20 protein-coding genes are annotated in these 22,089 nt (G+C 64.9%); 6 read left to right on the top strand and 14 right to left on the bottom strand.

Translation table 11 applies throughout. The features are described from left to right. Positions 1-230: 230 nt before the first annotated feature. From rpsI to C1878_RS11740, 7 genes are all read right to left on the bottom strand, one after another. Positions 231-623, bottom strand: a complete 393-nt coding sequence (rpsI, locus tag C1878_RS11770; protein ID WP_080144307.1) for a 30S ribosomal protein S9 — start codon at positions 621-623, stop codon at positions 231-233. A gap of 3 nt (positions 624-626) precedes the next feature. Further along, positions 627-1,061, bottom strand: a complete 435-nt coding sequence (gene rplM / locus C1878_RS11765) for a 50S ribosomal protein L13 (protein WP_114601815.1) — start codon at positions 1,059-1,061, stop codon at positions 627-629. A 433-nt stretch (positions 1,062-1,494) separates the two neighbouring features. Continuing rightward, entirely contained in the window at positions 1,495-2,076 is a 582-nt protein-coding gene (locus C1878_RS11760; RefSeq protein ID WP_114601814.1) for a DMSO/selenate family reductase complex B subunit, read from the bottom strand. 13 nt (positions 2,077-2,089) lie between these two features. Next, a complete protein-coding gene (locus tag C1878_RS11755) occupies positions 2,090-4,468 on the bottom strand; it encodes a DMSO/selenate family reductase complex A subunit (RefSeq protein ID WP_114601813.1) in 2,379 nt (792 codons plus the stop codon). A 168-nt stretch (positions 4,469-4,636) separates the two neighbouring features. Beyond that, positions 4,637-5,353, bottom strand: coding sequence for a response regulator transcription factor (locus C1878_RS11750; protein WP_114601812.1), 717 nt, complete (start codon positions 5,351-5,353; stop codon positions 4,637-4,639). After that, complete coding sequence (locus C1878_RS11745) at positions 5,331-7,067, bottom strand: ATP-binding protein (RefSeq protein WP_158539799.1); 1,737 nt, start codon at positions 7,065-7,067, stop codon at positions 5,331-5,333. Before C1878_RS11745 ends, C1878_RS11750 begins: the two co-directional genes overlap by 23 nt. 145 nt (positions 7,068-7,212) lie before the next feature. Further along, positions 7,213-7,491, bottom strand: coding sequence for a homocitrate synthase (locus C1878_RS11740; protein WP_114601810.1), 279 nt, complete (start codon positions 7,489-7,491; stop codon positions 7,213-7,215). Positions 7,492-7,631: 140 nt separating this feature from the next. Between C1878_RS11740 and C1878_RS11730 the strand changes: the two genes are divergently transcribed. Then, positions 7,632-8,807 carry a hypothetical protein gene (locus C1878_RS11730; RefSeq protein ID WP_158539798.1) on the top strand — a complete coding sequence of 392 codons (1,176 nt, stop codon included), beginning with the start codon at positions 7,632-7,634 and terminating at the stop codon, positions 8,805-8,807. Between the two features lie 117 nt (positions 8,808-8,924). Here C1878_RS11730 and C1878_RS11725 read toward each other — a convergent pair whose 3' ends face one another. Both C1878_RS11725 and C1878_RS11720 read right to left on the bottom strand, forming a co-directional pair. Next, positions 8,925-9,221, bottom strand: a complete 297-nt coding sequence (locus tag C1878_RS11725) for a hypothetical protein (RefSeq protein WP_114601808.1) — start codon at positions 9,219-9,221, stop codon at positions 8,925-8,927. Positions 9,222-9,325: 104 nt separating this feature from the next. Beyond that, positions 9,326-10,606 (bottom strand): O-acetylhomoserine aminocarboxypropyltransferase/cysteine synthase family protein, encoded by a 1,281-nt coding sequence (locus C1878_RS11720; protein WP_114601807.1) that lies wholly within the window; start codon positions 10,604-10,606, stop codon positions 9,326-9,328. 223 nt (positions 10,607-10,829) lie between these two features. On the opposite strand from C1878_RS11720, the gene metA reads away from it, so the two are divergent. From metA to C1878_RS11700, 4 genes are all read left to right on the top strand, one after another. Next, a complete protein-coding gene (gene metA, locus C1878_RS11715) occupies positions 10,830-11,795 on the top strand; it encodes a homoserine O-succinyltransferase (RefSeq protein ID WP_114601806.1) in 966 nt (321 codons plus the stop codon). After that, the gene (locus C1878_RS11710) at positions 11,788-11,997 is read left to right on the top strand and encodes a hypothetical protein (RefSeq protein ID WP_114601805.1); all 210 of its coding nucleotides are present in this window, start codon (positions 11,788-11,790) and stop codon (positions 11,995-11,997) included. Before metA ends, C1878_RS11710 begins: the two co-directional genes overlap by 8 nt. 135 nt (positions 11,998-12,132) lie before the next feature. Then, complete coding sequence (locus C1878_RS11705; RefSeq protein ID WP_114601804.1) at positions 12,133-12,360, top strand: type II toxin-antitoxin system Phd/YefM family antitoxin; 228 nt, start codon at positions 12,133-12,135, stop codon at positions 12,358-12,360. Further along, entirely contained in the window at positions 12,357-12,749 is a 393-nt protein-coding gene (locus tag C1878_RS11700) for a type II toxin-antitoxin system death-on-curing family toxin (RefSeq protein ID WP_114601803.1), read from the top strand. The genes C1878_RS11705 and C1878_RS11700 overlap by 4 nt, the downstream gene beginning before the upstream one ends. On the opposite strand, the gene C1878_RS11695 is transcribed toward C1878_RS11700, so the two are convergent. From C1878_RS11695 to C1878_RS11685, 3 genes are all read right to left on the bottom strand, one after another. Beyond that, positions 12,746-13,426: an HAD family phosphatase gene (locus tag C1878_RS11695; protein WP_114601802.1), complete on the bottom strand. Its 681-nt coding sequence runs from the start codon at positions 13,424-13,426 to the stop codon at positions 12,746-12,748. The genes C1878_RS11700 and C1878_RS11695 overlap by 4 nt on opposite strands. A gap of 146 nt (positions 13,427-13,572) precedes the next feature. Beyond that, complete coding sequence (eat, locus tag C1878_RS11690; protein ID WP_114601801.1) at positions 13,573-15,027, bottom strand: ethanolamine permease; 1,455 nt, start codon at positions 15,025-15,027, stop codon at positions 13,573-13,575. Between the two features lie 73 nt (positions 15,028-15,100). After that, positions 15,101-16,372, bottom strand: a complete 1,272-nt coding sequence (locus C1878_RS11685; RefSeq protein WP_199519339.1) for a phosphotransferase enzyme family protein — start codon at positions 16,370-16,372, stop codon at positions 15,101-15,103. Between the two features lie 254 nt (positions 16,373-16,626). On the opposite strand from C1878_RS11685, the gene C1878_RS11680 reads away from it, so the two are divergent. Beyond that, positions 16,627-17,952 carry an aspartate aminotransferase family protein gene (locus C1878_RS11680; protein ID WP_114601800.1) on the top strand — a complete coding sequence of 442 codons (1,326 nt, stop codon included), beginning with the start codon at positions 16,627-16,629 and terminating at the stop codon, positions 17,950-17,952. 9 nt (positions 17,953-17,961) lie between these two features. On the opposite strand, the gene C1878_RS11675 is transcribed toward C1878_RS11680, so the two are convergent. Continuing rightward, on the bottom strand, positions 17,962-20,064 hold the full coding sequence (locus C1878_RS11675; protein WP_114601799.1) for a sensor domain-containing phosphodiesterase: 2,103 nt from the start codon (positions 20,062-20,064) through the stop codon (positions 17,962-17,964). A 221-nt stretch (positions 20,065-20,285) separates the two neighbouring features. Then, positions 20,286-22,058: a molecular chaperone DnaK gene (gene dnaK, locus C1878_RS11670; RefSeq protein ID WP_114601798.1), complete on the bottom strand. Its 1,773-nt coding sequence runs from the start codon at positions 22,056-22,058 to the stop codon at positions 20,286-20,288. Between the last annotated feature and the right edge of the window lie 31 nt (positions 22,059-22,089).

The following is a 22,089-nucleotide window of genomic DNA, read 5'->3' as shown; positions in this document are numbered from 1 at the left end:
TCCCCTCGCTTTTCCAGATCCGCGCCCCTCGCCACCCGGCCCGACCGGCACGACGCGCCGTTTGACGGGCTTATCCATCATGCAGGCGCAAAGCGCCCGACAGCAAGTGCATTCTACGGAGCGGAACACAGCAAACCCGCACCAACCATGTTCGGCAAAGAGGCGAGAAAAGGAAAAGCCCGCCTCCTTTCGGAAGCGGGCCAAAGAGCCGAGCGATTGCGTTGTTCGGCTTAGCGCTTGCTGAACTGCGGGCGCTTGCGGGCCTTCTTCAGGCCGTACTTCTTGCGCTCCACCATACGAGCGTCACGCGTGAGGTAGCCGGCCTTCTTCAGCTCGCCGCGGTAGTCGCCGGCCGCGAGCAGCGCGCGGGCGATGCCGTGGCGCAGGGCGCCGGACTGGCCCGAGATGCCGCCGCCGTCGATGCGGGCGATGACGTCGAAGTGGTCCATCGTGTCGGTCACCTTGAACGGCGTCTTGGCGTAGTCCACCAGAGCCTGGCGGCCGAAGTACTGCAGAGCCTCGCGGCCGTTGACCGTAACCTTGCCGGTGCCGGGAACGAGACGCACGCGAGCGACGGCGTTCTTACGACGGCCGGTGCCGTAGTACAAAGCTTCACCTGCCATTGTTTAACCCTCCATCTTAATCTCGCGGGGCTGCTGAGCCATGTGCGGATGCTCCGCACCAACGTAGACCTTGAGCTTCTTGCCCATGGCGCGGCCCAGCGTGTTCTTCGGCAGCATGCCCTTCACGGCATGCTCGATCACGCGCTCGGGGTGCTTGGCCATGGCCTCGTTGAAGGTCTCGGACTTCAAGCCGCCGGGGAAACCGCTGTGGCGGTAGTAACGCTTGTCCTCGGCCTTGTTGCCCGTCACGCGAATCTTGTCCGCGTTGATGATGACAACGAAATCGCCGGTGTCGACATGCGGGGTGTACTGCGGCTTGTGCTTGCCCTTCAGGATGTGCGCGGCCTTCACGGCGACGCGGCCCAGAACCTGGTCCGTGGCGTCGATCAAGACCCATTCGCGCTCAACTTCGTTGGGCTTCGCGTAATACGTCTTCACTTCTGCTTCCTCCAATAATCTTACATTCCGCCGTGCGCGCGCGAACGCGCCCGCCGGGATTACCGCTCTCCACGCGTCCGGGCGATTCCCTTCGAGGTCGAGCCTCGCCGGTTGTCGTCCATGGTGCGGAAGCGGCGCGTCGGTTTTCAAAAGTGCAGGTGAGACGGACGTCAGGTTCCTACGCTGACACGCGACTCCGGCCTGGACTCCTTTGTCTGCGTCTCCGTTTTCGCTGCATGCACGGGGCTTTTGAAAGCGAACCTTTGCATTGTATGCCGGGAAAGTTCACAAAGTCAACGAATTTCCCCCACGATGCGCGCGATCTGCAGAAGTTTTGCGAATACGGTGCGCGGTCGCAAACCGGGTCGGCCCCGCGTGGTGCGTGCGGGGCCGATGGGAGGGAAGGGTTGTTGGAAGGGGAACGCCGGCGGCGCTACGCTGCCGAGGTCGCGTTCGTGGCGTGCGAGGTGATGACGATGCTGGGGCCGGTGGTGTCCTCGGGAAGGCCGAGGGTGGTCACCGTGTCGCCGTACTTCGCGCGCAGGTCGTCCAGCTCGCCGAACTCGAGCGCGTTGAACGGGCAGGCGGCCACGCACACCGGCAATTCGCCCGCCGCCACGCGATCGGCGCAGAGGTCGCACTTCGTCATCTTGCCGGCCGTTTCGTCGTACTGGGGCGCGCCGTACGGGCACGCCTGCTCGCAGTACTTGCAGCCGATGCACAGCTCGCTGTCGTACGTGACGATGCCGGTTTTCTCGTCCTTGGCGATGGCGCCCGCCGGACACACGCCCAGGCAGGCGGGGCGCTCGCAGTGGTTGCACGACATGGACGTGTAGAACGCGAACGCGTCGTGCACGTAACCGCTCCCGGCGGCCGAGAACGCGCCGCCCTCCGTCTCGAACACGTGGCGGAACAGCCGGGCGTCGTCGAGGTTCTTCTCGTCTTTGCAGGCCATCTGGCAGGCATGGCAGCCCGTGCACAGATCTTGGCGCATGTGGAATCCGTATTGGGTCATGGCTCGTCCCCTCCTAGAGCTTCGCGACTTCGACAAGGTTGGTGTGCTGCGTGTTGCCGTGCGTCATCGACGTGCGCGCCGACGAGGTGAGCACGTTCACGCAGCCGTTCTGGTCGACGCCCTCGGCATCGGGGCTGTACCAGGAGCCGGTGGGCGCGGCCACGCAGCCGGGCACGATGCGGGTGGTCACCTTCGCTGGAATCTTCATGGCACCGCGGTCGTTCAACACCTTCACCTCGTCGCCGTCGGCAATGCCGCGCGCCTCGGCGTCGATGGGGTTGATCCACAGCTCGGTGTCCTGCGTCTGCTGGAGCCACGGATGCGTGAAGTAGCTGGAGTTGTCGCGCGCCTTCGTCTTCCATCCGATGAGCTGGAGCGGATAGGCGCCCGCGAGCTCGCCGCCCGGCCCCTCGGCCACGGGAACGTAGTGCGGCGTGGCGGGGATGTCGGGGTTCTTCATGTCGTAAAGCTTCTTCGAGAACAGCTCGATCTTGCCCGAGTCCGTTTCGAACGGATTGTTCTTCGGGTCTTCGATCTGCTTCTGGAAAGCCACGCGGGGCTCTTCCTTCTTGAAGTAGGCGACGCCCTCTTTCACCATGGTGTCGAAGTCGGGCAGGTCGTCCTCGGGGTACTTCTTCGCCGTTTCCTCGACGATGTAGCGCACCCACTCCTCTTCGGTCTTGCCGCCGGTGAACACGTCTTTCACGCCCATGCGGTCGGCGCACTCGGCGAGCCAGTCGTACTCGGAGCGCGCTTCGCCCAGGGGCTCGCACAGTTTCTGGGACAGGATGAAGTAGTCGCCGTTGTTCCACGTGGCGCCCACGTTCCAGCGCTCGAAGCACGTGCAGGCCGGCAACACGATGTCGGACCACTGCGCCGTGGGCGTCATGAGCACGTCGGACGTGATGATGCACTCCACCTTGCTCTCGTCTTCCAAGATGGCGCGCACGCGGTTGATGTCGGGGTTCGACGCCATCATGAAGTCGCTGGCGATGTTCCAGAGCATCTTCACCGGGTACTCCAGCTTGTCGGCGCCCGTGAGGCCGGTCTCCTTGGTCATGGTGGTGTAGTCGTCGATGGCGTCGATCCAGCCTGACGACATGGGAACGTTCACCGTCTTGAAATCGACGCTGTCGGGCAAGGGAGCCATGCCCACGGGGCTCTTGCGCGTGAAGCCGTTGTACGCGCCGGCCCAACCGCCTTCGACGCCCACGTTGCCCGTCAGGCACGCCAGCATGCCGCCGCCCAGCGCCGTGCGCTCGCCGCACACGTGGCGCTGCGGACCCCAGCCCTCGATGAGCGCCGCAGGCTTCGTGGTGGCGTATTCCCGCGCGATGCGGCGGATGGTGTCGGCCGGGACCTTGCATATGGGCTCGGCCCATTCGGGCGTCTTCTCAACGCCGTCGGCCGCGCCGGTCAGGTACGCCTGGTAGGACTGGTTCGCCTCCACGCCCTCGGGCAGGTGCGCCTCGTCGAAACCGACCACGAACGTATCCAGGAACTCCTGGTCGTGCAGCCCTTCCGTCACGATGACGTACGCCATGGCGTCCATGAGCGCGTTGTCGGTGGTGGGGAGGATGGGAATCCACTCGTCGGCCAGCTCGACCGCGGTGTTCGAGTTGCGCGGGTCGATGACGATGAACTTGCAGCCGTTCTCCTTCATCTGGCGGAAGTAGTAGTTCGACAGGCCGAAGATCGTCTCGGCGGGGTTGTGCCCCCACAGAATGACCAGCTTCGTGTCCTTCAGGCTGGGCAGGCTGCTGCCGGACGACGCGACGCCGAACATATACGGGGTGGCCGTGCCCGTGTTGCCCATGGACACCGAGTTGTAGTTGCCCACGTGGCCGCCGGTGGCGTCGCAGAACCGCGCGGCGAGGTTCGCCCGCACGATGGTGCCGCCGGTGTCGCCCGTGCCGATGTTGATGTAGCGGGTGAGCGGGCCGTGCTCTTTCAGCAAACGCTCGTTCTCGCTCACGATGTAGTCGATGGCCTCGTCCCAGCTGATCTGCTCGAACTTGTTCTCGCCGCGCTTGCCCACGCGCTTCATGGGATGCTGCAGGCGGTCGGGATGGTACTGCCACTTGCGGTACGAGCGGCCGCGCACGCACGCCTTCAGGCAGGGGTTCGCCTCGTCGTTTTCGTACACGCCGCGCGTGTCGATGCGCGCGATGGCGCCGTCCTTCATGTGCGCCTTGATCAGGCACTTGCCGCCGCAGTCGAACGTCGAGCACGTGTTGACCACCTGCGTGCCGTCGTCGGCGGACGATGCGGAATCGCCCTTCTTCGCCCCTTGCTCGCTTTTGGGCGCGCAGCCGCCGAACATGAGCGCGCTCGCGCCCACGGCGCCCGAAAGCGCCAGGAACGACCGTCGTGACAATCCGGTTTTCTGCATACGTCATCCTCCCCCATCGTAGATTGGTTCCCTCGCACGGGGAGCGCGCACGTCGAGCAGTCCCCCTGCGGCCGCGCCCCCTCGTCCTTGCCGTCGATGGTACGCGCGAAATGTTACGCGCTTTGTGACGGCAGCTTATTTTTCCCTTACCAAGGTATTACTGAAGTATTAACGCGCCTGATGAACGGTGGAAAAGGCGGCGAATTTGTAACCCACGCCCCATACGGTGAGCACGTAGCGGGGCTTCGAGGGATCGTCTTCCACCTTCTCGCGTATCTTGCGGATGAACACGGTGATGGTGTTCGCGTCGCTGACGGCGTCCTCGCCCCACACGTTCTCGAAGAGCTGGTCGCGCGTGAACACCTGACCAGGGTGCTGGGCCATGAAGGAGAGTATCTCGAACTCCTTGGCCGTCAGATCCAGCGGCCGACCGGCCTTCACCGCCTCGTAGCTGCCCAGATCGAGCACCAGGTCGCCCGCCTCGATGGTCGAGCGCTTCGCCGCGGCGTCCGGCCGCGCATGGTCGCGGCGGCGGAGCAGCGCCTCTATGCGCAGCGCCAGCTCGGCAGGGCTGAACGGCTTGACCAGGTAGTCGTCGCAGCCCATCTTGAAGCCCATGCTCTTGTCCACGATGTCGCCCTTGGCCGACAGGAACATCACGGGCACGTCCTGGTCGCGGCGGCGGATGGCGTCGCACGCGTCGAAGCCGTTCATGTCGGGCATCATGACGTCGAGGATGACGAGGTCGGGCGCGCGATCGGCGAACAGCGCGAGCGCGTCCGCGCCGTTCTTCGCGTACAGGAACTCGTGGCCGCCCTGCACCACGATGTGCTCCACCACGTTTCTCATGCTCTTCTCGTCGTCAGCCAGCAGTATGCGAGCCATCCGCCCTCTCCTCTCCCCCCGCGCCCTCGTCGGCGCCCTTCCCGTCGTCCGCCGCCTCCGCCTTGTTCGCCCGCACCGGAAACGCCGCCGTGAACGTGCTGCCCTTTCCCGCAACGCTCTGCACTTCGATAGTGCCGCCGTGCAGCTCGGCCAGCTCGCGCGCGAGCGAGAGCCCCAGGCCGCTGCCGTTGTAGCGCCGCGACGCCGAGGCGTCGCCCTGCGTGAACTTGTCGAAGATGACCGGCACGTCCTCGGGGGCGATGCCGATACCGTCGTCCTCCACCCTCACGAGCACCCGGTCGGCTTCCCGGTCGAACAGCGCGCTGATGGAGATGCGGCCGCCCTCCGGCGTGAACTTCACGGCGTTGCCCGCCAGGTTCTCCACGATGCGGCGGGCCTTGTCGGGATCCGCCGTGATGAGCGGCACGTCGCGCGCGACCTCCACCGAAAGCGCGATGCGCTTGGCGCTCGCCAGCGGCTCGAGCGCGGCCTCCACGCTGTTCACCACGTCGGCCACATCCAGCAGTTGCAGGTCGAGCTCGCTTTTGCCCGCCTCGAGGCGGGCGACGTCGAGTATGTTGTTGATGCGGCTGAGCAGGATGGCGGCGTTCTGCCGAATCTCGCCGAGGATGCGCGCGCGGTTGCCCTGCGCATCGGCCTCCTCCGCCTGCAGTATCTCCGTGAACGCGATGACCGAGGTGAGCGGCGTGCGCAATTCGTGGCTCATCATGGCCAGGAAGTCGGACTTGTAGCGGCTCTCCTCGAACAGGCGCTCGTTCATGGATTCCAGCTGCTCGCGCTGGCGGATCAGCTCCTCGTTCGCCAGCACCAGCTGCCCGGCGCGCAACTCCACCTGACTTTCGAGGTCGTCGTACAGCGTGTTCAGCTCGGAGCCCATCGTGTCGAAGTACGCGGCGAGGTCGTGCACCTCGCCGTCGCCACGCACGTCCTTCACGTCCACGGCGAAGCGGCCCTCGTCGGTCACGCGCACGGCGTTCTTCAACCGCTCGAGCGGCGCCGTGACGAACCGGTTGACGAAGAAGTACACGGACACCACGCACGCCACGATGAGCGCGAAGAACAGCAGCCCCTCCCGCATGACGTTCTGCGCGATGCTCTCGTCGTATATCTCCGACGGCACGACCACGCTGATGACCCCGTACAGGTCCCCCCGCTCGAGGCCCTCCTTCGTGTAGCCGGTCACGTCCTTCTCGCCGGCCGGGTTGCCGTGGCACGAGATGCAGCTTGCGTCTATGCGCAGCGGCGTGAGGTAGCGCAGCGAGCTCTGCCCGTCGAAGTCGGTCATCTCGTCGTACTCGGCGAGCCCCGGATCTTCGCGGAAGCGCTCCATGACCTGCGTTTCGAACGGGTCGGTGGCGTGCGCGGAATTGCGCGGGCTGTCGCTGACGTAGCGGATCTTGTAGTCGGTATCCTGCGAGAAACGTCCGCTCACGCTCAGGCCCACGATGGAGCAGTGCAGGCCCTTGAAGTCGTACTTGCCGTCGGCATCGTAGTTGATGCGGTCCTGGTTGATGGCCATGAAGTCCCACATGGCGTTCAGCTGCCGCGTGAGCATGCTGGCCTGCTCGCGCATAGCCACCTGGGCCTGCTCGCGTTGCGAGGTGTACGACCACGTGAGGTTCAATGCCATGAGCAGCACGATGATGATGACGGTGGGTATCGCCAACTTGTACTTGAGCTTTCCGTGCAGCAAAACGCGCCCCCTCCCCCTTGCGTTCGCCACCATAACATATCGGGGCGATTACGAAGGGGTGCAAGGGGGTCGCCGACGGTAAAGCGTTAAACAGGGATGCGGGGCTTTGCAGCCTTCCCGGTTTGCCGGGTTGCCTTCCAGCGCGCTACTTGCCGCCGAAAAGACCGCCCAGCTTGCCGAGGAGCGCGCCAGGGTCGTTGCCCAAGAAGTCGCCCGCCGCCTTCATGACGGCATCTAGGTTCAACTCCTTGCCCTCCAGCAGCGGCTCGACGGCCTTCACCACGTCGGTCACTTCCTCCTCGCTCAGGTCGAGACCCGTGGCGCCCTTGATGGCGGCGGCCGGGTCGACGCCGAACTGCTTGAGGCTCTCGGGGTTCTCCGCGGCCTGCTTCATCAACTGACCTACGATCTCCTGCACGTCCATGGCTCCCTCTTTCAATTATTTTTTGTACCCCAGCAGGGGAAACCTGCCCTCTTCTTCCGGGAATTATAATGGGGAGCGCGGTTGAGAATGGGCAAAGACCCAGCTCAACTAGATATTGAACCGCAAGGAGACGGGGTTACATGGCAACGAAGAAGAGCGGCGAAGAAGCCGCAGGGGCGAAGAAGGCCGCGAAGGCCGCGCCGAAGGCAAAAAGCGAAGCGGAGCCTTCGACGAAAGACGAGAAGACGGAGCCGAAAGCGAAGGCGAAAGCAGAGGCAGAGCCGAAAGCCGCGCCGAAAGCGAAAGCGGCAGCCGAGCCGCAGCCCGCTGCGGAGGCGGAGCCCGAAGCCGCTCCGGCAGCGGAACCGAAGGCCGAAGCCGCGAACGAGCCCGAGGCCGCTCCGGCACCTGCGAAGAAGGAGCCGAAGGAGCGCACGTTCGTCGACGCCAAGACCGGCAAGGCCATCGCGCACCCCCACCAGGGCGGCTCAGGCGCCGAGGCCAACAAGGCCGTGCGCGACGAGATGCACGCGGCGCGCAACGGCTCGGCGCTGCCCTTCCGCATCGGCGCGGCCGTGCTGTGGGTGCTTGGTCTGGTGTGCGAGGTCATGGCGGTTCTGGTGATGAACGGCACGCTGTTCCTGCCGGGCCCGGCGGCTTCAACGTGGCTCATCATCTTCCTGGTGGTCGACTTGGTGCTGGTGGTGGCCGGCTCCCAGCTGTGGAAGCACGCGAACCACGTGGCGCCCGCCTCCAAGGAGAACAAGGTGGCGTACTGGGTGCAGACCGACTTGGGCGTCATCGTAGCGGCCATCGCGTTCGCGCCCGTCATCCTGCTCATGCTGACGAACAAGGACCTGGACAAGGGCACGAAACGCGTGGGCACCATCGTGGCCGCCGTGGCGTTGATCGCCGCCGTGGCAAGCGGCATCGACTACCATCCGGCCACGCAGGAAGACCTTGACCAAGCCGAAGCCGGCGCGGCCGTGCTGTCCGACGACGGGTTGGCCTACTGGACGCCCTTCGGCGAGGTGTACCACTTCAACCCCGACTGCCAGTACATCAAGAATTCCGGCACCATCTACTCCGGCACCGTGCAAGACGCCATCGACGCGAAGCGCACGCGCGGCTGCTCCGGCTGCACCGTCGAGAACGGCACCGACGTGCTCTCGAAAGCCGACCCCGAGGCGGTTGCGGCGGCGCTCGCAAACGTCATCAAAGTGGGAGGCGACGAAGCCGACAGCACGAACCAAGGCACGCCGGACGAGAAGGACGCGAGCGAAAACACCGGGGAACAGCTGCCCAAGGCGGCATAGCATCTCTTGCATCTGCGAACGTGAAGAAGGGCCCGCACCGGGCCCTTCTTCACGTTCTATCCCCTTCGTCCGCGCGGCACCGAGCCGGGGGCGTGTGCGAATCCGAATGAAAAACGGCTACTTCTTGAAGATGTTGTCCAACAGGTTGCCGAACGTCTCGTTGTTTCCGATGAGCGAGGAAACGGCCTCGCCGATGCTACCGCCCAAGCCGGCCAGCTTCTCTTGCAGATCCCCGCCTTCTTCGCCGATCTTCGCGAGCACGCCCTGTGCGACCGAAGCCAGATCGCCCTCTTCGAGTCGGTGCCCGGTAATCTGCTCGACGGCAGCCGCCGGATCCGCGATGATCTCCTGCGCCTTTTCCGGAGCCTCGCGCAACGTCTCCACGACCTGATCGATGATCGCCTGAATGTCCACCGTTGACCCTCCTTCTCAATTACCCGACGACAAGCAGTATAACCACACAGGAAGAGTCAATGCCCGAATGAGCTTCGGTCAAAAAATCGTTGATGATCGCGCGGTCACACGGCCGCAAGCGCTTGGTCCACGTCGGCCACGAGGTCCTCGGTGGCCTCGATGCCGCACGACAGGCGCACGAGGTCGGGCGTGATGCCGGCGGCGGCCAGCTCCTCGTCGTTCATCTGGCGATGCGTGGCGTTGGCCGGATGCAGCACGCACGTGCGCGCGTCGGCCACGTGGGTGGCGATCTGCGCGAGCTCGAGGCTCGCCATGAACGTCTCGGCCGCAGCGCGCCCGCCGGCCACGCCGAAGCTCACCACGCCGCTCGCGCCGCTTGGCAGGTACTTCTGCGCCAACTCGTACTGAGCGTCGCCCGGCAAACCCGGATAACGAACCCACGCCACCTTCGGATGGGCGGCCAGGTGCTGCGCGAGCGCCAGGCCGTTCTTGTTGTGCTGGGCCATGCGCAAATGCAGGCTCTCCAGCCCCATGTTGACGAGGAACGCGCTCTGCGGCGACTGCGTGCAGCCGAAATCGCGCATGAGCTGCGCCGTCGCCTTCGTGATGAACGCACCCTCCAAGCCGAAGCGCTCGGCGTACACCACGCCGTGGTAGCTGTCGTCGGGCGTGGTGAGGCCCGGGAACCTGTCGGCATGCGCGAACCAGTCGAAGCGGCCGGAATCCACGATGGCCCCGCCCACGCTGGCGCCGTGCCCGTCCATGTACTTCGTGGTGGAGTGCGTGACGATGTCGGCGCCCCACTCGATGGGGCGGCAATTCACCGGCGTGGGGAACGTGTTGTCCACGATGAGCGGCACGCCGTACGCATGCGCCGCCGCGGCGAAGCGCTCGATATCGAGCACGGTGAGCGCGGGGTTGGCGATGGTCTCGCCGAACACGGCCTTCGTGTTCGAGCGGAACGCGGCTTCCAACTGCTCGTCGGTGCAGTCGGGCGCGACGAACGTGAACTCCACGCCCATGCGCTTCATGGTCACGGCGAACAGGTTGTACGTGCCGCCGTAGATGGCCGACGACGCCACCACATGGTCGCCGCAACCCGCGATGTTGAACACGGCGAAGAAGTTGGCCGCCTGGCCCGACGACGTGAGCATGGCGGCGCTGCCGCCTTCCAGCTCGGCGATCTTCGCGGCCACGAAGTCGTTCGTGGGATTGGACAGGCGCGTGTAGAAATAGCCCGCCTCTTCCAAATCGAACAGACGGCCCATGTGCTCGCTTGAGTCGAACTTCCAGGTGGTGGACTGGTAGATGGGAATCTGCCGGGGCTCGCCGTCGCCGGGGCGGTAACCGCCCTGGACGCAGGTGGTGCCGATGCTCTCGCTCATGGGGGCTCCTTGTTCGCGGGGATTGGGGGAATCTGGTTGTCCGGACCATTATAGCCGCCGCGTCTTTCCATTCGGTAGCGTCGTCTTTCTGATAACACGTGATCGGTTTTTACTATAATGGGGCAAACGCTTCGGGCGGCATCCGATCATCTTTTGCCGTACAATGGAACCCGCGAGGCGCGAGAACAAACGTTTGCGCCGCACGAGAACAGAAGGAGCCGCCATGCCTATCAGAATCCCCGACTCCCTGCCCGCCACCGATATCCTGGAAGGCGAGAACATCTTCGTCATGACCGAGTACCGGGCCATGCACCAGGACATCCGCCCGCTGAAGCTCGTGCTGCTGAACCTCATGCCCACGAAGATCGTCACCGAGACGCAGATCATGCGCAAACTCTCGAACACGCCGTTGCAGATAGAGATAGACCTCATGCAAACGGCGAGCCACGAGGCCAAGAACGTGTCGGAACAGCATTTGGAGACGTTCTACACCACGTTCGACGAGATCAAGGACGAACGCTTCGACGGCATGATCATCACCGGCGCGCCCGTGGAGCTGCTGGATTTCGAGGACGTGGACTACTGGGACGAGCTGGCGCGCATCATGGACTGGTCGGCCTCGAACGTGCATTCCACGCTGCACATCTGCTGGGGCGCGCAGGCCGGTATCTACTATCATTACGGCATACCCAAGTACGAGCTGCCGGCCAAACTGTTCGGCGTGTTCGAGCACGAGGTGGTGAAGCCCTCGTCGCCGCTCGTGCGCGGCTTCAACGACTTCTTCATGGCACCCCACTCGCGCTACACCGAAGTGCACGCCGAGGACATCGAGGCACACCCCGACTTGGAGCTCGTAGCCGTGTCCGACGAAGCCGGCGTCTACCTGGCCAAGAGCACTGACAGCCGCCATTTCTTCGTGTTCGGGCACCCCGAGTACGACGCGGGAACGCTCATGGTGGAATACGAGCGCGACATCGCGAAGGGCTTGGACATGCCCTTGCCGCGCCATTACTTCCCGAACGACGATCCCGCGCAGGAGCCGCGCGCCACCTGGCGCGCCCACGCCCAGCTGCTCTACACGAACTGGCTGAACTACTACGTGTACCAGACCACGCCGTACGATCTCGACAGCATGGGCGAGGAAGCGGAAGGCGACGCGCGCCGTGCCGAGGATCCGGCTCATGAGTAGCAAGCCCCGCTACACCGTGCGCCCCGTGGCCACGCCCGTTCCGACCGCCGACAAGAGCGCGCGACCGAGCGATCTCAAAGCGGATGAAGGGGCCAGCGACCCCTTCATCCGCCCCGAAGCGGAAGACGACGACGGCTACGACCCCTACTCCGACCGCCCGGCCGACCCCGATCCCCTGTTCGAAAGCGATCCTTGGAAGTGAAGCCGTCCCATAGGGCAAGCGAAGCGGGTGAGGCTTCTTGCAATGAACGTTGGCTCCTTTTTCTTTTTTCAAAACTGCATAATTTTCAGCTGATTTTTATGCTATAATTTCAGCAATCGAAAAAAGGAGGCCGTCATGCCCATGACCGTCACAGCGTCCGAGGCCCGTGCACAGTTCCCCGCTATTGCGAAAGCCGTGCATGAAAACAACATGGAGGTCACCGTGGTCAAAGGAAGCAAACCCTACGTGAAAATCGTGCCGATAGAAAAGCACGAGGCCATCGATGCGCAAGCCGCCTATCTTGCCGCCGATGAAGAGTTCGAGCAGGAGTACCATGACCTGTTCGAGGCGTTGGCAAGATGATCCGCCCCATTGAACCTCTTGACAAAGAAACCATTCTGGAAATCCATCGACGCAAAATCGCGCACTTCGGCGGTCTTGACGGCGTGCGCGACGAAGGATTGCTCGAGGCGGCCCTTGCTCAGCCCTGGCAGGGCTTTGGCGGCACGGAGCTGTACCCGTCAATCGAGGAAAAAGCTGCGAGGTTGGGCTACGAAGTAATCTCCCAGCATCCTTTCGCCGACGGAAACAAACGAACAGGGGCAGCGGTCATTGGCGTGCTTTTGCGAGCACACGGGTATCGTTTCAAGCCGCGAACGGAAGAGTTTTACGACATGGTGTACGGTATTGCCGACGGTAGCAAAAGCTACGATGACCTGGTGTCGTTCGTGCGTGCTAATGCCTTGCGTTAAAGCGGTCGCTCGTTCCACCCGATGAACTCTTCGGCGTCCAGCTCTTCGAAGCTGCGGACGAACCGGTCGGCCGCCGCTTCCAGCTGCTCGGGGGTGCCGGAGATGTCACAGTCGTAGATGCCGAGCGTGCGGTAGCCGGCATCGCGCAACGTATGCACGGCGTACACCGAGTCTTCGACGCCCCAGGTGGTTGCCAGCGGCGTGCCCATGACCTCGCGCGCCCGATCGAACACGGCCGGCTCGCGCTTCGACTTCCCCACGTCGTCCACCGAGACGACGGCATCCAAATAGGGCGCGAAGCCGCAACGTGCCAGTCCCGCCTGCAAGTAGGGCAGCGGGCTGGACGACGCCACGCTCATGCGCACACCTCGTTCGGCGAGTCCGCGCACAAACGCCAACGCTCCGGGGCGCGCCTCTGCACGCGTGCGGTAGAAGTCGAGCATCAGCTCGTCTATCGCGCGCACCACCGCTTCGTTCGATTCGCCCAAGCCGTACCGCTCGTGGAAGAACGCGCCGCATTCGGGAATGGTGAGCGTGGTGAGCTCGTCGACGTCGGCCGCAGTCAGCGTCACGCCGGCGCGCCGCGCGAGCTCGCCCTCCACTTCGCGCCAAACGCCCATCGAGTCGAGCAGCGTGCCGTCGCAGTCGAATATAACGCCGATACGGGACGCATCCATGCAAAAGTCCTTTCGCGCACGTTGGGGGCCGTATCGGCCCCCAACGGGTTTTCTTTCGAACACCAGCTTATCAGATGATCAAGCGTTGGAAGAATCGCTCGATGCGATTTTGCAGAACGCTTACCAAACCTTCGACGACGCCGACCCTACCTCAGTTCGCTTTCCGCGGCGGCCAGGCAGGCGAACTCTTCTTCCGGAGCGTTCGCCACCAGGTGCTTGCGGCTGTACAGCAGGAAGTACGCCACGAAACACGCCATCGCGCCGGCGGCGCACAGGGCGGCCGTCACGTCTACGAAGAACGTCGCCACCACGGCCACGCAGGACAGGACGAAGGCGATGCCGGTGGTCACCACGCCGCCCGGCGTTTTGTACGGACGCTCCAGGTCGGGCTCCTTCACGCGCAGCACGATGTGCGACAGGTTCATGAGCGCGTAGCTGATGGCGGCGGCGAACACCGCGATGTTGATGAGGATGTCGCCGTTCTGCAGAGCGGAGGCCAGCACGAACCCGATGCCGCCGGGCACGAGCAGCGCCCACGTGGGCGTCTTGCGCCCGTTCGTCACGGACAGGAAGCGCGGCAGGTAGCCGGCGCGGGACAGCGCGAACAGCTGGCGGGAGTAGGCGAACACGATGGAGAAGAACGACGCCACAAGGCCCGCCAAGCCGGCGTAGTTCACGAACGTGGCCAAACCCGTTTCCCCTACGGCGTTCAGCGCGTCGGGCAACGGCGCGCCGGACTCGCCTATGAGCGCCGCGCCCGCGCCGCCGGGGCACAGCAGCAATACGGTGAGCCCCGTCACCACCAGCACGGACACGGCCACGATGATGCCCTTCGGCATGTCCTTCTTCGGGTCGTTGGCTTCCTCGGCGGCCAGCGGCACGCCCTCGACGGCCAGGAAGAACCAGATGCCGAACGGCAGCGCCGCCAGCACGCCGCTCACGCCGAACGGCAGGAACGAACTGGAGCCCGCCGAGCCGTCGGCGGCGATGTTGAACAGGTTGGCCGCGTCGAAGTGCGGGATCATGCCCGCCGCGAACGCGATGAGCGCCACGATGGCCACGGCCGTGATGGCGAACATGACCTTGAGCGCCTCGCCCACGCCGATCAGATGGATGGCGATGAACAGCACGAAGCAGGCGCCGTAGACGACGACGGGCGACAAGCCCGGGAACAAGCCGAGCGACTCCACGTACCCGCCGATGAACACCGAGATGGCGGCGGGAGCGATGGAGTACTCTATGAGGATGGCGACGCCGGTGGCGTAGCCGCCCAGCTTGCCGAGCGCGCGGCGCGCGAAGCCGTAGCCCGCCCCGGCGGTGGGCAGCGCCGAGGACATCTCGGCCAAGCCGAACACCATGCACGCGTACATGATGCCCATAGCCGCGAACGCGATGAGCAGGCCGCCGAACCCGCCATGCGCCATGCCGAGGTTCCAGCCGGAGAAGTCCCCCGATATCACGTAGGACACGCCCAAGCCCGCCAACAGCAGCCAGCCGGCCGATCCCTTCTTCAACGCGCGCTTTGCAAAGTAGTCGTTCGTTTCCGCCGTCACCGCACCCGCGCTTGCGGGCACGGTGACGGCCTCGCGTGCAGCAGCCATATGATGCCTCCTTCGGTAGATGATCAACGCCGTCTGTATGTGCTCGGATAAATCCGTTGTTGCTTGCAGGTTGTCACTCCAGCAGCCAGGTGGGGCTTTGCAGGTAGCGCTCGGCGCAGTAGACGGTGCCCGGCACCTGCGCGTCGTACAGACCGTCGGGCAGCGCGTCGGCGTAGTGGTTGGTGGTCCAGCCCACCATCTGCAAACGGCGGATCATCGAAAGCGCGCTCGCGCAGGCAAGGTCCTCGTCGGACAGCGGCGCGACCTCCCGATACCCGGCCACCCACTCCTTCGCCATGGCGGGCGCGTACGGCTCGTGCTCCACGAACGAGAGGGCCGCGGCGTAGTCGTAGAGATAGTACGAGAAGCCACAGTCGTCGAAGTCGATGACGGTGAGCGAGCCGTCGACGCTCGCGATGACGTTCGAGGGGCGCAGATCCGCATGGATGAGCCCCCACGTCTTACGATTGCGCGGCACGTTCGCCATAACGCGCAGAGCCATCGTTTCCGCCCGTTTGAACAGGTCGAACTCTCCCGGCGCAAGCCGCTTGTCCTCCCAGCGCCCCCAACGCGGATGCTCGCCCACCATGTCGGCGAGATCCCAGTTGAAGCGTTCGAACCCGTCCGGCCTGCGCCACGTGCGGGAATGAGCATGGAACAGAGCCGCCCAGCGGCCGATGGTGCGGTAGTACGACGAGGGGTCGGGCAGGTTCTCCAGAACCACGCCCTCCACGAAGCCGGTGCACACGCACGCCCATTCCGTTCCCGACCCGTCGGATATGGTGGCCACCTTGAAACCGGCCGCCGTGGGGATGTCGTCCACCACGTTCACCCCCTCCACCTCGTGCAACGCCTCGACCCAAGCGATTTCGGAAGCCACCGCCACGGGACCGCCCACGTAACCCGGCTGCGACACGCGGATCACCCCGAACGGCTTGTCGTGGCACATCACCAGGTACGTGGCGTTCTCCGATACGGTGATGAGGCGCAGTTCCGTGCTGAACACGTCGAACCCCCATGCGTCGCACACACCTTGGAACAGCCACCACGGGGCAAGCGACCCTTTGCTGTAGGCTGCGAACGCCGCCAAGCCCGTGGCGCCGCCGCTCGCCTGCAGTTGCGGCGGCATGCGCAGACCGGGGGTCCGCCCGCTCGCGGCCTGCCGCGCCTCGGCCTCCTGCACGTCGGCCGCCATCGCCAGCGTGCGCTCAGCCGCCTCGACGGTTTGCTCCGCCGCCTCGGCGCATGCCCGATCGGCGCTCGAGGAATCGTTCCCGCCCGCCAGTTCCCCGTCCCGCCGCACGGGTTTCTCGCATGCTTGCACCTTCGTCGTCATGGTTGCCATAAGGTCCTCCTCGATCGCCTGTTGCTGGGAAATCGCTTTGCCGTGATGCCCGCACCCTAGCAAACGCCGCGCCGAAGCTCCGCCTCGCGACAAGGCGAAACAAACCCGATCGAGCTTTTTTACGGGCGAGAAATGTTCGCGAAACCTCGGTTTAACCTATGCGCCGAAACGAAAGGATTAACGCAGGCGAAACACGGGGATGGCACACTTCGCCTGCAACCCGTGCAAGCCACGAACCCAAGGAGGCTCTCTTTATGACCACATCGTCGACCATCATGGACTCCAACAGTTTCAAGCCGGAGGATATGGCCGATCTGGACGAGCGCACGCGCCGCCTGGCCGAGCGCCGCGCCGTCCTCGGCCCCAGCTACCGGCTGTTCTACCACCATCCGCTCAACCTCGTGCGCGGCAAGGGGACCAGGCTGTTCGATGCCGACGGAACGGAATACCTCGACGCGTACAACAACATCCCGTCGCTCGGGCACAGCCACCCTGCGGTGCAGGAGGCGGTGTCGCGCCAGCTGGGCCTCATCAACACGCACACCCGATACCTGCATGAAACCATCCTCGACTACGCCGAGGACCTGCTATCGACCATGCCGGGCGAGCTGGACCGCGTCATGTTCCTGCTGTCCGGATCGGAAGCGAACGATCTGGCCGTGCGTATTGCGAAGGCGTACACAGGGGGCACGGGCATCATCGTCACGAGCGAGGCCTATCACGGCAACACCGAGCTCATCACCAAGCTGTCCCCCTCCATCGGCCACGAGCAGCCCATGGCCATCGACATGCGCATGATACCCACCCCCGACACCTACCGCCTGCGCACCGAGGACCTGGGCACCTGGATGGCCGAGCACGTGCGCAAGCAGGCAGCGGACATGCGCCGCCACGGCATCGCGTTCGCCGGCCTGCTCATCGACGATATCTTCTCGTCGGACGGCGTGTTTCCCGGCAAACCGGGATTCTTAAAGCCGGTGGTGGAGGCGGTGCACGAATTGGGCGGCGTGTACATCGCCGACGAAGTGCAGCCCGGGTTCACGCGCACGGGCACGTTCTGGGGGTTCGAGCGCCACGACGTGGTGCCCGACATCGTGACCATGGGGAAACCCATGGCCAACGGCATAGCCTGCTCGGCCGTGGCCGCGCGCGAGAAGGTGCTCGAAGCCTTCGCGCAGAGCTCGCCCTACTTCAACACGTTCGCCGGCAGCCCTGTGGCCATGGCGGCCGCCCAAGCCACGCTCGACGCGCTGCGCGCGGAGGACACCATGGGCAACGCGCGACGCGTAGGCGGCATCCTCGCAGACGAGCTGCGTGCGCTGGCGCAGGAGTTTCCGCAGATCGGAGACGTGCGCGGTGCCGGACTGTTCATCGGTGCCGACGTGGTGGCACCCGGCACCACCGACCCCGATTATCCTGCCGCCGTGCGTCTTATCGAGGGCATGCGCGAGCGGCACGTGCTCACGTCGCTGTGCGGCCCCTTCGGCAACGTGTTGAAGATCCGTCCGCCGCTCGTGTTCGACGAGAGCGACGTCGATTGGTTCATGAGCGCCCTGCGCGACACGCTGAAAAACGGGTAGCCCTCCCCCTCAGGCGTCCAGGAACCGCCGCTCGAATTCCCCTATGGGTTGGGGGCGGCCGATGAGATAGCCCTGCGCGCGCGTGCATCCGGCCTCGCGCAGGGCCCTCTGCTGCTCGTCGCTCTCGATCCCTTCGGCCACCGTCTCGATGCCCAAGTCCCGGCACAGGCTCGTCAGCGAACGGATCACCTGCATGGTGCGGTCCTCGGTGCCCAGCCCCCACACCAGCGACTTGTCTATCTTCAGCACGTCGAACTCCAGCTGGATGAACAGCTGGAAATTGGCGTTGTCCACCCCGAAGTCGTCGATGACCACGCGGAACCCCAGCCCTCTCAACCCTTCCGCCACCGCGTACAGCAGCGATTCGTTCTCCTCGCGCGCCGATTCGGTGATCTCGATCTCGATGAGCGACCGATCGACGCCATGCGCCGCCACCGTGCGGGCCACGCGCTCCACGAAACCCTTGTCGCCGATGGTGCGCCGCGAGAAGTTCACGGCGAGGGGCACGACCCTGCGGCCTTCCCGCTGCCAGCGCGCCACCGTCTCGCACGCCTTCGACAGCGCGAAGAAATCGATGGCGGCTATCTCGCCCATGTCCTCCAGCGCGGGGATGAACGATGCGGGAAGCGCCTGCATGCCGCGCGTGCTGTCGTTGTAGCGTATGAGCGCCTCGGCGCCGACGATCTCGCCTGTTTTGCTCGAAGTCTGCGGCATGAGGTGTATGTCCAGCAGGTTCGCTTCCGCCGCCTCCCGAGCGCCGCCCGGACGCAACAGGCTGCTCACGGCGGCATCGGATTCCAGATCGACGCCCAGGTCCACCGCGCGGTGGCGGCCGCGCTTCGCGCTGCGCATGCGGTCGCCTGCCAAATCGAGCAAACCCGTGGTGTTCTCGCATCGCTCGTGCCATGCCGGACCGAGCGATGCCGGGATGCCTTCGTCGAGGAACAGCTGCGCGGCGCGAACCGCGAGGTCGGCGAAGCGCGCGTAGTCGATATGCATGGCCACGGCGCAGAACTCGTCGTCGCCGATGCGGTACACGGCGTCGCCGAACACCTCGCGCAGGCAGGACCCTATGCGGTGGAGCATCTCGTCGCCCGCGGAACGCCCCTTCTCCCGGTTGATCGTCGACAACCGGTCGGCGTCCACCAAGGCGAACCCGATGCGGTCGAACGAGCCCTGGTCGAAATCGCGGTGGAACGCGGCGCGGGAACGGGTACCGGTCAGCGGGTCGTTCCACGTGAGCGTCTCAAGTTGGTTCTGCACCTTCGCGCGCTTCATGCTGGAAGACGTGAAGTACGCCAACGCGACGAGCGGCATCTCGATGGTCCCGAGATTCCCGTGCTGGGGATTGTCGACGCCGAGATATCCTGCCAGCTGCCCGTCTATCTCGATAGGCACGGCAACGAGCGAGCCTATGCCCTGGGCTGCGAGCACGTCGCGCTCGTCGCGCCGATCTTCCGGCAGCTCGGCCACGTCGTCGATGAGCACGGCCTCGCCCACCTCGAAGCGCGCCTGCCAATGATCGATGAGCGAAAGGGGCAGGCCCTGCAGGAGGGGAAGCTGGGGTTCCACGCCGAGCCCGCACCATTCGTACGTGTTCGACATGGAATCGCCTTCCACTTCGAAGATGTAGGCGCGGTCGGCCTCGAGGAACGTTCCCAGCCGTCGCAGCGTCTCTTCCAGAGCCTTTGGCAGGTCGGACTGGGATTCGAGGAGCTTGATGCAGTCTATAGCCGCCTCGCCGGCATCGGCGAGAAATTTGAACTGGTCTTTTTCGTTCTGCCGATCGGTCACGTCGAAGGCGATCTCAAGACGCAACGTGCGACCCTCCAAGTTCAACAGCTTGTCGCGCAAAAGGTATCGGCGCCCCGTCACCTCGTTGGTCGTGTCCCATTCGTAGAACGTATCGAAGCCCAGCTTGTCGTTCGTGCAGAACGGGCACGGCGCGTCCCTGCCTTGCAGGATGCGGTAGCAAGGCTCGCCCTTCGTCTCGCTTACCTGGAAGGCCTTTTTGCCTGACTCGTTGAGAAACACGAGTTCGTACGTTTCGACGTCGCACATGTAAACCAATTCGGACAAACCCGAAAGTATCGAATTGGCAGCGTCTTCCATTAAAGCTTCCCTCGCTCCCGCACGTTGCGTGCGACCTCGTTGAAAGACCCCCCCCCCCCGAAGGAAGGAGAGGGGAATCGAAGGAGCGGGATCGCCTCATCGAATCAACTTATACGACCAGATGAGAAGATTATCCAATGCTTTCGCATACCTTTCAAGTGGGGTGTGCTAAAAAAGCTAGCGGATCGCTTCTTATTAACCGTTCCAGCCGCCCGTCGTCGTTAGCCCTTCTGCGCCACCAGGTCGCGGGCGCGGGCGCTCGAGCGCTCAAGCTGCTCGGCCGCCGTGCGCAGGGCCGTGACGTCGGCGTCGTCCACCTTGTCCACCTTCTTGCCCAGCAGCTTGCGGACGGCGGCCACATCGGCCTTGATCTGCTTCTTCTCGTCCTTCTCCAACTGCTTTCCCACCTGGGCGAGCGCCTGGTCGGCCTCGTTCGCCAGCCGCTGCGCCTCCTCGCGGGCCACCATGGCGTCGCGGCGCGCCTCGTCCTGAGACGCGTAGAGCTCCGCGTCGCGGATCGCCTGGTTCACCTCGTCGTCGGACATGCGGTCGGAATCGTCGATGGTGATGGACTGCTGCTTGCCGGTGTCCAGGTCCTTCGCCGACACGGTGAGAATGCCGTTCGCGTCGATGTCGAACGTCACCTCGATCTGCGGCACGCCGGCCGGGGCGCGCTTGATGCCCTTGAGGCGGAACGTGCCGATGGCCTTGTTGTCGGCGGCCATGGGGCGCTCGCCCTGCAGCACCTTCACCTCCACGCTCGTCTGGAACGCCGCCGCCGTGGAGAACACCTGCGAGTAGTGCACGGGCAGCGTGGTGTTGCGCTCCACGAGGCGCGTGGCCACGCCGCCCACCGTCTCGATGGACAGGCTCAAGGGGGTCACGTCCAGCAGAAGCAGGCTGTTCGCCCGCACGAGGCCGGTCGACGCGCCGGAGAGCGTGGCGGCCTGGATGGCCGCTCCGGTGGCCACGCATTCGTCGGGGTTGATGGAGGCCGACGGCTCCTGCCCGGTGAGCTTGCGCACGTGCGCCTGCACGGCGGGCGTGCGCGTGGAGCCGCCCACCAGCAGCACGCAGCCCAGCTCGGAGGCGGCGATGCCGGCGTCGTTGAGCGCCGTCTGCACGGGAGCGGTCGTGCGCTCGACCAGGTCGCGCGTCATGTCATCGAACGCGGCGCGCGTGATGGTGGCGTCCAGGTGCAAAGGGCCGCCTGCGTTCTGAGCGAGGAACGGCAGGTTCACGTGCGCGGAATCGAGCGAGGAGAGCTCCTTCTTCGCCTGCTCCGCCGCCTCGCGCACGCGCTGCAGGGCCGCCTTGTTGCCGCGCAGGTCCTCGCCATGCTCGCGCTTGAACTGATCGAGCAGGTAGTTCGCCACGCGCTCGTCGAAGTCGTCGCCGCCCAGGTGGTTGTCGCCCGACGTGGCCAGCACCTCGATCACGCCGTCGCCTATCTCGATGATGGACACGTCGAAGGTGCCGCCACCCAGGTCGTACACCATCACCTTCTGCGGCGTGCCGTTGTCCAGGCCGTAGGCCAGCGCGGCGCTCGTGGGCTCGTTGATGATGCGCAGCACGTCGAGGCCCGCGATCTTGCCGGCGTCCTTCGTGGCCTGGCGCTGGGCGTCGTCGAAGTACGCGGGCACCGTGATGACGGCCTGGGTGACGTCCTGCCCGAGGAACGCCTCGGCGTCGCGGCGCAGTTTGCGCAGGATCATGGCCGATATCTCCTGCGCCGTGAACGCCTTGCCGTCGATGTCGACGCGCCAGTCGCTGCCCATGCGGCGCTTGACCGATGCGATGGTGCGGTCGGGGTTGACCGCCGCCTGGCGGCACGCGACGGTGCCTACCAGGCGCTCGCCGTCCTTCGAGAACGCCACCACGCTCGGCGTGGTGCGCTCGCCCTCCGCGTTCGGGATGATGACGGGCCGGCCGCCCTCCACCGTGGCCGCGCAGCTGTTCGTGGTGCCAAGATCGATGCCTATCGTCGCTGTCATGGTTCGTCCTTTCGTGATGCGTGTTTCCGCT

Origin of the sequence: Gordonibacter sp. 28C (assembly GCF_003339845.1) — a bacterium.
Taxonomy (GTDB): domain Bacteria; phylum Actinomycetota; class Coriobacteriia; order Coriobacteriales; family Eggerthellaceae; genus Gordonibacter.
The sequence above is the reverse complement of the archived record's forward strand: the minus strand, read 5'-3'. Positions and strand labels throughout refer to the sequence as shown.